Origin of the sequence: Agromyces mediolanus (assembly GCF_023715325.1) — a bacterium.
Lineage (GTDB): Bacteria > Actinomycetota > Actinomycetes > Actinomycetales > Microbacteriaceae > Agromyces > Agromyces mediolanus_A.
Genome location: NZ_JAMBNX010000004.1, coordinates 102,740 through 116,674, shown reverse-complemented (window position 1 = coordinate 116,674; position 13,935 = coordinate 102,740). Strand labels below are relative to the sequence as shown.

Here is a 13,935-nt window from a genome sequence, read left to right as displayed (position 1 = left end):
CCCGAGGAGCCCACGCATGATCCGAACCGGCACCCGCTACCGGATGCTCGCCCTGTTCGTCGCGCCCGCGCTCGTCGTGTACGTCGCGTTCGCGGTGTACCCGCTGCTCAGCTCGGTGGGGATGAGCTTCTTCGACTCCGGCGGCGGCGACAGCACCTTCGTCGGCTTCGGCAACTACGTGGAGCTGTTCACGAACCCGACCACGAGCGAGCGGTTCTGGAACGCGCTCGTGAACAACGTCGAGTTCTTCCTCATCCACCTGCTCGTCGAGCTGCCGGTCGGCCTGCTCATCGCGGCCCTGCTCACCTCGGGGCGGCTCCGCCGCTCGGTGGGGCTCTACCGCACGCTGCTCTTCATCCCGGCGACGCTCTCGGTCGTCATCGTCGGTTTCCTCTGGCGGCTCATCATCAACCCGCTCTGGGGCATCGTCGAGTTCCCGCTGCTCGGGAACGAGGCGACCGCGCTGCCGACGATCTCGCTGATGTCGGTCTGGCAGTACCTCGGCATCCCGATGGTGTTCCTCTACACCGCGCTCCTCGCCATCCCCGACGACGTCGTCGAGGCCTCGCGCATCGACGGCGCCGGCGCCTGGACGATCTTCTGGCGGATCAAGTTCCCGCTCATCGCGCCGCAGTTCGGGCTGATCACGATCCTCACCTACATCTGGACGTTCAACGGCTTCGACATCGTCTACGCGCTGAACGGCTCGGCACCCGGGCCGAACTACTCGACCGACATCCTCGGCACCTTCTTCTACCGCTCCTTCTTCGGCTCGAGCGGCCAGGTCGCCGACCTCGACCTCGGGGGGACGGTCGCGAGCGTCATCTTCGCGATCATCCTCGTCACGACCGCCGCCTACTTCTGGGTGCTCCAGCGGCGCCTGAAGACCTACGAGCTCTGAGGGACGCCATGACCACCGTGACCCAGCCCCGCCAGCGTCGCCGCGTGCGGCCGGCCGACCGCGCCGCGAACCTCGGCCTGCACGCCGCGCTCATCGCCCTCTCGCTCGGCGCCGTCGTGCCCGTGCTCATCGTCGTGATGAACTCCTTCAAGACGACGCAGGGCATCTTCGGCTCCTTCCTCGCCCCGCCCGACGCCGAGACGTTCAGCGTGCAGGGGTACCTGAACGTCTTCAGCCGCGGCAACTTCCTGCTGAACTACCAGAACAGCCTCATCGTGACGATCTCGACGATCGTGCTCACGATCGTGCTCGGCACGCTCGCCGCGTGGGCGCTCGTCGAGTACCGCGTGCCGATCGCGCCGGCGCTCGCCGGGTTCTTCGTCATCGGCATCATGCTGCCGATCCGCCTCGGCACCGTGCCGCTGCTGAAGACGATGACGGCGTGGGGCATCGTCGACACGCTCGGCGCGCTCGTGCTCGTCTACACGGCCATGCAGCTGCCGCTCGCGATCGCGCTCATGACGACGTACTTCCGTGCGGTGCCCGCCGAGCTGAAGGAGGCCGCGCGCATCGACGGGGCCGGCGAGTGGCGCACGCTCTGGATCACCCTGCCGATCGTGCGGGTCGGCATCGCGGCGGTCGCGTCGATCACGATGCTGCCCGTGTGGAACGACCTCTGGTTCCCGCTCATCCTCGCGCCCGGCAAGGGGAACCAGACCGTCACCCTCGGGGTGCAGCAGTTCGTGGGGCAGTTCCAGAGCGACTACCCGGCGCTGCTCGCGGCGCTGACGCTCGGCGCGGTGCCGCTCGTGGTGCTCTTCGCGGTGTTCTCGAAGCAGTACATCGCGGGGCTCAGCAAGGGCTACGGGAAGTGAGCTCGGGCGCGCCCGGGGTCACCGGGGGTGCAGGCGCCCCAGGGGCCCCCGCTGCCGCCGACGCCGTGCGCGCGGCGTCCGGAGCGTCCGGAGCGTCCGGTGCGGCGCCGTGGTTCGCCTTCGGGGCCTGGCAGCTCGCGATGCTCGCGGCGATGGTCGTCGCGATGACGACCGGCCCGCAGCCGCTCGCCCAGTTCGGCGCGGCGCTGCTGCTCGTCGGGCTCGCCGGGGTCGACGCGGTCCGCGCGAGGCGCGGACGGCACGACCCCATGATGGTGCTCGACGGCCTCGCGATGGCCGGGCTCGTGGCGGTGCCCTTCCTGCTGCCGGCGGGAGGGCACCACCCGAGCGGGGCAGCGGCCACCGGGCCGCTGCCCGGCGTCCTCGCGGCGGCGATCGCGATCGGCTGGTGGCTGGGCCGCGCAGCGCCGATGATCCGCGCCGGCCGCGGAGGGTGCCGGCCGGATCCGATCGCCGTCGCCGGAGTCGTGGTCTCCGGGGCGATGGTGCTCGTGATGGCGGCGATGCACCTCGTCGGCGCGCATCCCTGAGCTGGTCGCTGTGCGAGGATGACTGGCGGACGGCCGCACGGCGACCGACCGCCACCGGAGGGGGAGCGATGGACCGCGAGCCGAACGCCCGCACCGCGACCCTGCACGACGTCGCCCGGGAGGCCGGCGTCTCGCTCGCGACCGCCTCCCGCGTGCTGAACGGCAGCACCCGCAAGGTGAACGAGGAGTACCGCCAGCGGGTCGTCGACGCCGCCGCCCGTCTCGACTACACGACCAACCTCTCCGCCCAGGCGATCGTGCGCGGATCGACGACGACGGTCGCCCTGCTCGTCGCCGACATCGCCGACCCCTACTTCGCCCAGATCGCCGCCGGCGTCGTGCGCGAGGCCGACGAGGACGGCCTGATCGTCACGATGGCGGCCACCGAGCGCGACCCCGAGCGCGAGCTCGCCCTCGTGCGCACCCTCCGCGGCCAGCGACCGCGGGCGATGCTGCTCGCAGCCTCCCGGCGGAGCGACGAGCCCGAGACCGCGGCGCTCGTCGCCGAGCTCGCCTCGTACGAGCGGGCCGGCGGCCGGGTCGCCTACCTCGGCTCGGGCGAACTCGACTTCCGCGCCGTCCGCATCGGCAACGTGGCGGGCGCCGAGGCGCTCGCCCGCGCGCTCGCCGGGCTCGGGTACCGGCGCTTCGCAGTGCTCGCCGGGCCCGAGGGCCTGCACACGGGCGACGACCGGCTGCGCGGCTTCGCGGCGGGGGTCGAGGCGAGCGGCGGGTCGATCGCACGCGTCGAGCGCACCGGCTTCGCCCGCGACGACGGTCGCGAGGGGATGCAGCGGCTGCTCGAGCGGGGCCTTGACGGCATCGAGCTCGTCTTCGCCGTGAACGACGTGATGGCCATGGGCGCGATGACCGCGTTGCGCGAGGCGGGGCTCGAGCCGGGGCGGGACGTCGCGGTCGCGGGCTTCGACGACGTCCCCACGGTGCAGGACGTGTCGCCGCCGCTCACGAGCGTGCGGATCCCGCTGCAGGAGACGGGGCGGCGTCTGCTGCGGGTCGCCCTCGGCGAGGAGGATGCGGCCGACCCGGACTCCGCCGCGGACGGCGGCACGGCCGCCGAGGAGGCCTCCGCCGAGGTCGTCCTCCGCGCGAGCACCCCCGCCCGCTGACCCCCCTTCCGACTTGCCCGACTTTCATGAAAGTCGGGCAAGTCCCTGTCAGGTCGGAGGGGAGGGGGCGTCAGCCGGTGACGTGCACGGGCGGCTCGGTCGCGCCGGGGATGTACGCGGCGACGTGCGCGTTGACGATCGCCACGGACCGTTCGACGTCTCCGGAGGCGAGCGCCTCGACGATGCCGCGGTGCCCCTCGGCGGCGACGTCGAGCGGCTCCTCGTTCGTCAGCATGGTCATGATGGTCATGATCTCGATGCCGAGCGCGTTCCAGGCGCGGAGCAGGGAGTCGTTCTGCGCCGAGCGCACGACCTCGCGGTGGAACTGGGTGCAGGCGTTCGCGTAGGCGAGGCGGTCGTCGAGCGTGGCGACGCGGATGAGTTCGTCGAGCGCGGCCTCGAGCCGTGACGGGTCCTCGGCCACGTGCGGGGCGGCGAGCCGGGCCGCGACGGCCTCGAGCGCGGCACGCACCGGCACCGCCTCGGCGAGCTCGCGCTCGCCCACCTCGCGCACCCGGGTGCCGACGTGGCTGCGCGCCTCGAGCAGCCCGAAGGCGGCGAGCTCGCGGAACGCCTCGCGCACCGGGGTCTGACTCGTGCCGAGCCGCTTGGCGATGTCGAGTTCGCGCACGGGGGAGCCCGGTGCGAGCCGCCCGTTCGCGATCTCGACGAGCAGGTAGTCGCGCACCCGGCTGCCGAGGGTCGCCCGGTCGAGGAGGCTGGAGTCGGCCCCGCCCTCGGCTGCACTCATGCCGCACCCCTTCGCTGGCCGCCGGGCACCCCAGTTCGGGGCCTCGGTCTCGCTCGATCATACGCGGCCGGGGTCGCGTACGGCAGGATTATCGATAATCCTTGACGCAGTATCGATCGGCAGGTACTGTCGCTGAACAGGCGTTGGAAAACGTTTCCCCAACACGATGGAGTGGAGTGCGCATGAGCCATGCGTTGGAGGTGCGAGGCCTCGCGAAGTCCTTCTTCGGCTACCCGGCCCTCGCCGGCGTCGACCTGCGGGTGGAGGCGGGCGAGGTGCACGCCCTGGTCGGCGAGAACGGCGCCGGCAAGTCGACGCTCATGAAGATCCTCGCCGGCGTGCAGCAGGCCGACGCGGGCACGGTGCTGATCGACGGCGAGGCGCGCACGTTCTCCCATCCGCAGGCCGCCTACGCCGCGGGCGTGTCGACGGTCTACCAGGAGTTCAACCTCCTGCCCGACCGCACGGTCGCCGAGAACATCCTGCTCGGCCGCGAGCCACGCCGCCTCGGCCTCGTCGACCGCCGGGCGATGCGTCGCCGCGCCGCCGAGCTCCTCGCCGAGATCGGCGTCGACGGCATCTCCCCGAACGCCCTCGTGCGCTCGCTCTCCGTCGCCGAGCAGCAGATCGTCGAGATCGCGAAGGCGCTGAGCTACGAGCCGCGCATCATCTCGATGGACGAGCCCACCGCCGCCCTCGCCGAGCACGAGGTGGAACTGCTCTACGCGATCGTCCGCCGGCTCTCCGCCCGCGGCGTCGCCGTGCTCTACGTCTCGCACCGCATGCGCGAGATCTTCGAGCTCTGCACGAAGATCACCGTGCTGAAGGACGGCGCGCTCGTCGCGACGCTCGACACCGCCGAGACCGACGAGTCCGAGGTCGTGCGCCTCATGGTCGGTCGAGCGCTCTCCGCCTTCTTCCCGGATCCGGCGCCCGGTGACGACCGGAGCGAACTGCTCTCGATCGACGGCGGCGGCAACGCCCAGCTCGACGGCATCGCGCTCGAGGTCCGCCGGGGCGAGATCCTCGGCATCGCCGGACTGCAGGGCTCGGGGCGCACCGAGCTGCTCGAGGCCATCGCCGGCGTCGCCCCGTTCACCCGCGGCTCGATGCGGCTCGATGGCCGCAGCTACCGGCCGCGGCGCCCGGTGCACGGCATCGACGCCGGCATCGCCTATCTCACGGAGGACCGCAAGGGCTCCGGTCTCGCCCTCGAACAGTCGATCGAGGACAACGCGCTCGCCGTCGTGCGCTCCAGCGCCCCGCGCCGGGCCCGGGCGGCCGCACGGGGACTCACCCCGCTGCTCTCCGAGCTCGACGTCTCGGCCCGCGGGCCCGAGCAGATCGTGCGCTACCTCTCGGGCGGCAATCAGCAGAAGGTCGTGCTCGCGAAGTGGCTGCTGCTCGACCCGGGACTGATTCTGCTCGACGAGCCGACCCGCGGCATCGACGTGGGGGCGAAGCGCGCGGTCTACGAGGTGATGCGCCGGCTCACCGCGGCCGGGCACGCGATCGTCATGGTCTCCTCCGAGCTGCCCGAGGTGATCGGCATGAGCGACCGCGTCGTCGTCATGCGGGACGGCCGCATCGCCGGCGCCCTCGATCGCGGGCCGAGCGAGGAGCAGGTGGCCGCGCTGGCCGCCGGAACGGCGGTCGCGGCATGAGCGGCACGGCATCCGAGACCGGCGGCCGCGGCACCCGGTCCGCGGCGATCGCCCGGCTGCGCGGCGGCCTCGGCTCGACCGCCGGTGTCTACCTCGTGCTCCTCGGCGTCATCGCCGTCGCCGCGGTCGTCGTCGCCGCGGCCGGACGCAACCTCTTCACGCCCGGCAACCTCACCGTGCTCATGACGAGCATCGCGGTGCTCGGCTTCGTCGCGATCGGCCAGACGCTCGTCATCCTGGTCGGCAGCCTCGACCTCTCCGTCGCCTACCTCGTGAGCCTGTCGAGCGTCCTCGCCGCCGGAACGATGGCCGGCGCCTCGGGCGGCACCGTCCCCGGCATCGTCACGGCGCTCGTCGCGACCGTCGTGATCGGCGCGCTGACCGGATGCCTCGTCGCCTACCTGCGGCTCAGCGGCTTCATCGCCTCGCTCGGCGTCGGACTGCTCGTGGCCGGCTACCTCGCGAGCTACTACCGCGGCACCACGGGCAAAGCGAGCCCCGAACTCGCCGCCTTCGGCTCCGCGAGCGTCGGTCCGCTGCCCGTGCCGACTCTGCTGATGCTCGTCTGCCTCGTGCTCGCGGTCATCCTGGTCGGGCGGACCCGGATGGGGATGCACCTGCTCGCCGTCGGCGGCGACGCGCACGTCGCCCGCATGTCCGGCGTCCGCGCCGGGACGCCGGTGGTCGTCGCGCACGCCCTCTCCGGCCTCTGCGCCGGCATCGCGGGCGTCGTGATCGTCGCCCGGCTCGGCGTCGGCAGCCCGACCGTCGGGGAGCAGGGCGGGTACGACCTGCTCTCGATCGCGGCCGTCGTGCTCGGCGGCGCCTCGCTCGCGGGCGGCCGCGGCTCGCTCTGGGGCACCCTCGGCGGCATCCTCATCTTCGCCGTCGTCGACAGTGCGATGGGGATCCTGCAGGTGAACCCGTTCCTCAAAGAGGTCGTGCGCGGCGTCGTCATCATCGCCGCGGTCGCGCTCTACGCCCGCCGCGCCGCCCCGCTCGTGCGGCGCCGGTTCACGGATGCCGCCGGGCCCGCCCCGGCCGAGGCATCCGCGGCCGCCGCCGCCCGTCCGACCGCCTCCGTCACGGAAGGAGCCGAGCGATGACCGGCACCGTCGCCGAACCCGCCGTCACCAGGTACGACCCGAGCCGGCCGCCGCTCGCGAGGCGCCTCGCGGCGGGGCTCGCCACCCCCGGCGGCATCGTCTGGGTGCTGCTCGTGGCTCTGCTCGTCGCGGTCGTCGCCTACAACCCGCAGCTCGCCGCCCCCGATCAGTTCCTCCGGCTCATCGCCAGAATGGCCCCGGTCGCGATCGTCGCCGTCGGCCAGTACTTCGTGCTCGTCTCCGGCGAGTTCGACCTGTCGATGGGCGCCGTGATCGGCGTGCAGGTGGTGCTCGCCGGCACGCTCATCGGCGACGACCCGTCGCGCATCCTGCCGGTGGTCCTGCTCATGGTCGCGGTCGCGGTCGTCGTCGGCCTCGTGAACGGCCTCGTCACCACCCTGCTCAGGGTGCCCGGGTTCATCACCACGCTCGGCACGATGCTCATCCTCTCCGGGCTCACCTTCTACGCGACCGGCGGCTCCGCAGGACAGAACCCGGCGGAGGAGTTCCGCGTGCTCGGCCGCAGCGGGCTCCAGCTGCCGATCATCGGCTACCTGCCCTGGGCCGTCGTCGTGCTCGTCGTCGTGGTCGTCATCGCCTCCTGGCTCGTGCGCCGGCCCTTCGGTCGGCTCCTCCTCCTCTCGGGCGACAACCCGCGGGTCGCCCACCTCGCCGGATCGTCCGTGTGGTGGCTGCAGACGCGCGCCTACCTGCTCTCCGCGCTCGCCGCGACGGTCGCCGCCATCCTGCTCGTCGGCTACGCGGGCGTGCACCCCTCCGTCGGCTCCGGCTACGAGTTCACGGCGATCACCGCGTGCGTCATCGGCGGGGTCGTGCTCGGCGGCGGTCGCGGCTGGCTGCTCTCCGCCGTCGCCGGGGCTCTCGTGCTCGAGAGCCTGTTCACGCTGCTGAACTTCGTCGGCGTGGCCGCCACCTGGCGACCCACCGTGCAGGGGGCGATCATCCTCGTCGCGATGGCCGTCACCGTGCTCACCACCTTCCGGCGGCGTCGTCCGCCGGTCCGAGAGGTCCCGCCGCGCTCCGAGCCCGGCGCGGGCGAGGGGGCCCCCGCCCCCGCATCACAGCAACCGAGAGGAACATGATGCAACGACGCACCTCCCGCCTCGCCCTCGTCGGCGCCGGCGTCTTCGCGCTCGCGCTCACGGCGTGCGCGCCCGGCGCGAACGCCGGCGGCGGATCCGAGAGCGAGCCGAGCGCCGAAGCCAACCCCTGGTTCGACCAGGCCCAGTTCGACCTCGAGAACGAGCGCCGCGGCGCGCAGTTCGAGGGCGACCCGGCGAAGCCCTACCTGCAGTATCTGGCGGGCGACATGGTCGCTGCGGCCGACTACGCGCTCGACCGGCCCGGCAAGGTGTGCTTCGCCAACGCCTCGCTCTCGAACACCTGGCGGCAGACGGGCTGGATCACGATGAACCAGCAGCTCCAGGTGCTGCAGGAGCAGGGCGTCGTGCAGCAGATGGAGACGCGCGACGCGCAGGACTCCGACGACACCCAGGTCGCCGATATCGACTACTTCGTCAATGAGGGCGACTGCGACGGCTTCATCATCTCGCCGTACTCGCCCGACGCGACGACCGCGGCCGTCGAGCGCGCCTGCGAGACCGGTAAGCCGGTCATCGTCTTCGACCGCGCCGTGAGCACCGACTGCGTCACCTCGTTCGTGCACTCGATCGGCGGCATGGCCTGGGGCATCGACGTCGGCGAGTTCATCGCCGACCAGCTCGAGCCGGGCGACAAGGTCGTCGCGCTCCGCACCGCCGCGGGCGTCGACGTCTTCGAGTCCCGCTGGGCGGCCTCGCAGAAGATCTTCGACGACGCCGGCATCGAGTACGTCGACTACCTCACGGGCGCCGACCCGGCCGAGATCAAGAAGGCCGTCACCGACGAGATCGCGAAGGGCGAGATCGACGCCGTCTGGGTCGACCTCGGCGACCAGTCCGTCCCCGCGATCGAGGCGTTCGAGGACGCCGGCGTCGACGTGCCGATCGTGAACGGCGAGGACAACATGGCGTACCTGCGGGCGTGGAAGGAGCGGGACCTCAACGGCTTCGGCGGCGTCTACTCGAACTTCCAGTGGCGCACCGCGCTGCTCGCGCTGACGCAGCTCTGGCAGGGCCAGGACATCCCGAAGGACTGGGTGGTGCCGCAGACGCCGATCACGAGCGCCGAGCTCGACGCCGTGCTGCGCGTGAACGACGAGATGCCCGACGTGCACTCGACCTCGTTCGGCGGCGAGGACCTGCCCGGGTTCCCCGATGCCTGGCGCGACCGCATCATCCCCTGACCGGACGGCGGGGCGCCCCGAGGCATCCGGGCGCCCCGCCCATCCGCTCCCTCCGCACCATCGAGAAGGCACCATGACCGAAGACCAGCCGGCGTCCCCCGCTCCGGGCGCCACCGCCAGCACGCTGCTCGCGCTCGCGCGGGCGCTCTACCCGCATGACCGGCTCCCCGACGGGCCGTACGAGCGCGCGGTCGCGCTCCTCGCCGCCGACGCTGCGGCTTCCGCCGAGCTCTCCGCGCTCGTCGCCGCGGGCGCGGCCGAGGCCGGGGCCGCACTCGGCGACCCCGCCGCCGCGACGGCCGAGGCGCGCACCGCCTGGCTCGAGTCGCACCAGGGCGAGCCGTTCTTCGCCTTCGTGCGGGAACGCATCTGCTTCCACCTCTACGACGACCGGGAGGTGTGGCAGCTGCTCGGGTACCCGGGGCCGTCGTACGCGCTCGGCGGGTACCTGCACCGCGGCTTCGACGAGTTGCCCTGGTTGCCGGACCCGCGGGTCGTCGAGTCGGACGAGCCGCTCGTCGAGCTCGGCCCGCTCGACCCATCCGTCGCATCGGCCGCGTCGGCCGCGTCGGCCGCATCGGCCGCGGCCGCATCGACCGGCGCGGAGGCGACCGCATGAGGCACTACGAACTGGATGACGCGGACGTCGCCGTCATCGTCGGCTCCGGCCCGGGCGGGGCGAGCCTGGCACTGCGGCTCGCCCGCGCCGGGCTCGACGTCGTCATGCTCGAGTCCGGGCGCTGGATCGACCCCGAGGACTTCGTCGACGACGAACGGATCGCCTTCGCGCAGCTGTCCTGGCTCGAGGCGCGGCAGGCGACGGGGGGATGGACGCTCGCGCGCGACTTCCCCGCCCTCCCCGCCTGGAACGGCCACGCCGTCGGCGGCACCGCGCTGCTCTGGACCGGCCTCACGCCGCGCTTCAAGGATCACGAGTTCCGCACCCGCTCGAGCTACGGGGAGATCGCGGGCGCCTCGCTCGCGGACTGGCCCATCGACCCGGCCGAGCTCGCCCCCTACTACGCGGAGTCGGAGCGGGCGATGGGCGTCTCGCACCGCGAGGGGCGCCCGCCCATGCCGGCGAACACCTCCTACCGGGTCTTCGCGAACGGTGCGGAACGGGTCGGCTACCGCCACTACGCGACCGGGCCGTACGCGACGAACGTCGAACCCTACGACGGTCGCCCCGGCACCATCCAGGACGGTTTCAATTCGCAGGGCGACCGTCGCCGCTCGAAATGGACCCCGCTCGTCAGCGAGATCCCGAAGGCGATCGCGACCGAGCGCTTCGAGCTGCGCCCCGAGTCGCACGCCGTGCGGATCACCCTCGACGCGGCTGGTCGGGCCGACGGGGTCGAGTACCTCGACCGCGACGGCGTCCTCCGACGGCAGCGCGCGGCGCTCGTCGCCGTCGCCGGCAACGCCATCGAGACTCCGCGGCTGCTGCTGCTCTCGGCGACCACCGGGCACGAGCGCGGCCTCGGCAACGCCTCCGACCACCTCGGCCGGCACTACATGCGGCACACGACCGGCGTCGTCTACGGGCAGTTCCCCGACGAGGTGCACATGTACCGCGGCGAGAACATGGCGGGCATCGTCGCCGACGAGTCCCGGCACGACCCCGAGCGCGGCTTCGCGGGCGGCTACTACCTGGAGACGATCTCGCAGGGGCTGCCCTCGTTCACCACCTTCATGGAGCCCGGTGGCTGGGGCGCCGACTTCACCGCCCGCGTCGAGGGCTACACCCGGACGGCCGCGAGCTGGATCTGCGGCGAGGACCTGCCGCAGCCCGGCAACCGGGTGACGCTGTCGAGCACGCTAGTCGACCGCTGGGGGCTGCCCGCCCCCGAGGTGCACTACGACGACCATCCGAACGACGTCGCGATGCGCGAGCACGCCTACGGCCGCGTCGAGGCGATGTTCCGCGCGGTCGGCGCCGAGCGCGTCTGGCGCGCCCCCGCGATGCCGTCCGGGCACAACCTCGGCACCGCGCGCATGAGCGCGGACCCCGCCGACGGGGTCGTCGACCCCGAGGGGCGCGTGCACGGCGTGCCCAACCTCTTCGTCTCGGACGGCTCGGTGTTCACCACCGGCGCCGCGGCGAACCCGACCCTGACGATCATGGCGCTCTCCCTCCGGCAGGGCGACCGGATCGTCGACGCGCGACGCCGCGGCGAACGCTGATCGCGGCGCGGAGAACACGGAAGGACAACGAAATGGTGATCGCGACGATCAACCCGACGACGGGAGCGGTGGAGCGCGAGTTCGCGCCGCACACGCCCGAGCAGGTGGAGCAGATCCTGGCCCGCGCGGAGGCGGCGAACGCGGTGCTGCGCCGCACGACGTTCGCCGAGCGCGCGGCGTGGATGCGCCGGGCCGCCGACCTCCTCGACGCCGACCTCGAGCAGGCGGCCGCGCTCGCCTCGACCGAGATGGGCAAGACGCTCGGCACGGCGAAATACGAGGTGACGAAGTCGGCGAACGGCATGCGCTGGTACGCCGACCACGCCGAGGAGTACCTTGCTGCGGAGGAGCCGGTGCCGGCCGCCACCGTCGGGGCGAGCGCGGCGCGCGTCGTCTACCAGCCGATCGGCACGGTGCTCGCCGTGATGCCGTGGAACTACCCCTACTGGCAGGTGATCCGCTTCGCGGCGCCCGCGCTCATGGCGGGCAACACCGGGCTCCTGAAGCACGCCTCGAGCGTGCCGCAGACGGCGCTGTACCTCGGCGAGCTGTTCGAGCGGGCCGGGTTCCCGGCGGGCGCGTTCCAGACGCTGCTCATCGAGGGGGCCGCGGCATCCGCCCTGATCCAGGACCGCCGCATCCGCGCCGTGACCCTGACCGGCTCCGTCGGCGCCGGGGCCGCGGTCGCCGAGGCCGCCGGGCGCAACATCAAGAAGAGCGTGCTGGAGCTCGGCGGCACCGACGCGTTCGTGGTGCTGCCGAGCGCCGACGTCGCGAAGTCCGCCGAGGCGGGCGCGGCCTCGCGCACGCAGAACAGCGGGCAGAGCTGCATCTGCGCGAAGCGCTTCTACGTGCACGACGACGTCTACGACGAGTGGTTCGCGCTGTTCCTCGAGCGGATGCGCGCGACGACCGCGGGCGACCCCTTCGACCCGGCGACGGGCTTCGGGCCGATGGCGACCGAGCAGGTGCGGGCCGACGCCCACGAGCTCGTCGCCGACGCGATCGCGAAGGGCGCGACGGTGCACACGGGCGGCGAGCTGCCCGGCGGCCCCGGCTGGTTCTACCCGGCGACGGTGCTCACCGACGTCACTCCCGAGATGCGGATCTTCCGCGAGGAGTGCTTCGGCCCGGTCGCGTGCGTGTACCGGGTCGGCTCGCTCGAGGAGGCGGTGGAGCTGGCGAACGACTCCGAGTTCGGCCTCGCCGCGAGCGTCTGGACGACGGACGCCGAGGAGATCGCCCGGCTGCAGGACGAGCTCGAGTTCGGCGCGGTGTTCGCGAACGGCAACTCGGCCTCGTTCTTCGGGCTGCCCTTCGGCGGCGTGAAGGACTCCGGCTACGGCCGCGAGCTCGGCGCCTTCGGCATCCGCGAGTTCGTGAACATCAAGACCGCCTGGACGGCCTGACCCGCCGGCCCCACCTCACACCGGAGTTGCCCGACTTTCATGAAAGTCGGGCAACTCTGGTTTTGGGGTGGGCAACTCTGGGTTTGGGGTGGGCAACTCTGGGTTTGAGGTGGGTCAGCCGCGCAGGCGGGTGAGCAGCTCGCCGTAGCGGGCGGCGGTGCGCTCGACGACGTCCTGCGGCAGGACCGGCGGCTCGCCGCCGCTCGCGCGGTCCCAGTTCGCGCTCAGCCAGTCGCGCACGATCTGCTTGTCGAAACTCGCGAGCCGCTCGCCGAGCGGGGCGTCGCTGCGGGCGTAGGCCTCGGCATCCCAGTAGCGGCTCGAGTCGCTCGTGAGCACCTCGTCGCCGAGCGTGACGATGCCCGTCTCCCGGTCGGCGCCGAACTCGAACTTCGTGTCGGCGAGGATGACGCCGTGCGCCTCGGCGATCGCGGAGGCCTTCGCGAACACCTCGAGCGAGATCGTGCGCAGCTGCTCGGCGACGACCTCGCCGACGAGCTCGACCGTGCGCTCGTACGACACGTTCACGTCGTGCTCGCCGACGGGCGCCTTCCACGCCGGCGTGTACACCGGCTCGGGCAGCTGGTCGCCGTCGGAGAGTCCCGCGGGCAGCGGCATCCCGCCGATCGCGCCCGTCTGCAGGTACTCCTGGTAGCCGCCGCCGGTGAGGTAGCCGCGCACGACGCACTCCACCGGGAACATGTCGAGCGTGCGGCACACCGTCGCCCGTGCGGCGACCTCGGCCGGCACCTCGGGCACCTCGAAGCGGTCGTCGAGGGGCTGCACGAGATGGTTCGGCACCTCGGGCAGCTGCTCGAACCACCAGTGCGTGAGCTCCGTGAGCAGCGCGCCCTTGCCCGGGATCGCCGGGTCGAGCACCCGGTCGAAGGCGCTCACCCGGTCGCTCGCGACGACGAGCACGATCGGGGAACGGCGCAGCGGATCGCCCGTCCACGAGTCGTCGTCGTCGGGCGTCGTCGCGGGCACGTAGAGGTCGCGCACCTTGCCCGAATAGACGTGCTGCCAGCCGGGCAGCTCGGGGGCGTTCGTCATCCGTTGCTT

13 protein-coding genes are annotated in these 13,935 nt (G+C 72.5%); 11 read left to right on the top strand and 2 right to left on the bottom strand.

Annotation, left to right across the window (positions count from 1 at the left end):
• Positions 1 to 16 precede the first annotated feature (16 nt).
• The 4 genes from M3147_RS08675 to M3147_RS08660 all read left to right on the top strand — a co-directional run bounded on the left by M3147_RS08675 (position 17) and on the right by M3147_RS08660 (position 3,454).
• Entirely contained in the window at positions 17 to 901 is an 885-nt protein-coding gene (locus M3147_RS08675; RefSeq protein WP_251203074.1) for a carbohydrate ABC transporter permease, read from the top strand.
• A gap of 8 nt (positions 902 to 909) precedes the next feature.
• On the top strand, positions 910 to 1,776 hold the full coding sequence (locus M3147_RS08670) for a carbohydrate ABC transporter permease (RefSeq protein ID WP_251203073.1): 867 nt from the start codon (positions 910 to 912) through the stop codon (positions 1,774 to 1,776).
• Positions 1,773 to 2,327 carry a hypothetical protein gene (locus tag M3147_RS08665; RefSeq protein ID WP_251203072.1) on the top strand — a complete coding sequence of 185 codons (555 nt, stop codon included), beginning with the start codon at positions 1,773 to 1,775 and terminating at the stop codon, positions 2,325 to 2,327. Before M3147_RS08670 ends, M3147_RS08665 begins: the two co-directional genes overlap by 4 nt.
• Before the next feature lie 68 nt (positions 2,328 to 2,395).
• Positions 2,396 to 3,454: a LacI family DNA-binding transcriptional regulator gene (locus M3147_RS08660; protein ID WP_251203071.1), complete on the top strand. Its 1,059-nt coding sequence runs from the start codon at positions 2,396 to 2,398 to the stop codon at positions 3,452 to 3,454.
• 70 nt (positions 3,455 to 3,524) lie between these two features.
• Here M3147_RS08660 and M3147_RS08655 read toward each other — a convergent pair whose 3' ends face one another.
• Positions 3,525 to 4,205 (bottom strand): GntR family transcriptional regulator, encoded by a 681-nt coding sequence (locus tag M3147_RS08655; RefSeq protein WP_251203070.1) that lies wholly within the window; start codon positions 4,203 to 4,205, stop codon positions 3,525 to 3,527.
• 182 nt (positions 4,206 to 4,387) lie between these two features.
• Between M3147_RS08655 and M3147_RS08650 the strand changes: the two genes are divergently transcribed.
• From M3147_RS08650 to aldh, 7 genes are all read left to right on the top strand, one after another.
• Positions 4,388 to 5,869 (top strand): sugar ABC transporter ATP-binding protein, encoded by a 1,482-nt coding sequence (locus M3147_RS08650; protein WP_251203069.1) that lies wholly within the window; start codon positions 4,388 to 4,390, stop codon positions 5,867 to 5,869.
• Complete coding sequence (locus tag M3147_RS08645; protein WP_251203068.1) at positions 5,866 to 6,975, top strand: ABC transporter permease; 1,110 nt, start codon at positions 5,866 to 5,868, stop codon at positions 6,973 to 6,975. The genes M3147_RS08650 and M3147_RS08645 overlap by 4 nt, the downstream gene beginning before the upstream one ends.
• Entirely contained in the window at positions 6,972 to 8,078 is a 1,107-nt protein-coding gene (locus tag M3147_RS08640; RefSeq protein WP_251203067.1) for an ABC transporter permease, read from the top strand. The genes M3147_RS08645 and M3147_RS08640 overlap by 4 nt, the downstream gene beginning before the upstream one ends.
• A complete protein-coding gene (locus M3147_RS08635) occupies positions 8,078 to 9,280 on the top strand; it encodes a substrate-binding domain-containing protein (protein WP_251203066.1) in 1,203 nt (400 codons plus the stop codon). The genes M3147_RS08640 and M3147_RS08635 overlap by 1 nt, the downstream gene beginning before the upstream one ends.
• Before the next feature lie 73 nt (positions 9,281 to 9,353).
• On the top strand, positions 9,354 to 9,899 hold the full coding sequence (locus M3147_RS08630) for a hypothetical protein (RefSeq protein WP_251203065.1): 546 nt from the start codon (positions 9,354 to 9,356) through the stop codon (positions 9,897 to 9,899).
• Positions 9,896 to 11,464: a GMC family oxidoreductase gene (locus M3147_RS08625; protein ID WP_251203064.1), complete on the top strand. Its 1,569-nt coding sequence runs from the start codon at positions 9,896 to 9,898 to the stop codon at positions 11,462 to 11,464. The genes M3147_RS08630 and M3147_RS08625 overlap by 4 nt, the downstream gene beginning before the upstream one ends.
• Positions 11,465 to 11,496: 32 nt before the next feature.
• Complete coding sequence (gene aldh, locus M3147_RS08620) at positions 11,497 to 12,873, top strand: aldehyde dehydrogenase AldH (protein ID WP_251203063.1); 1,377 nt, start codon at positions 11,497 to 11,499, stop codon at positions 12,871 to 12,873.
• A gap of 114 nt (positions 12,874 to 12,987) precedes the next feature.
• Here aldh and M3147_RS08615 read toward each other — a convergent pair whose 3' ends face one another.
• Positions 12,988 to 13,926: a phosphoribosylaminoimidazolesuccinocarboxamide synthase gene (locus M3147_RS08615; RefSeq protein ID WP_251203062.1), complete on the bottom strand. Its 939-nt coding sequence runs from the start codon at positions 13,924 to 13,926 to the stop codon at positions 12,988 to 12,990.
• Positions 13,927 to 13,935 lie beyond the last annotated feature (9 nt).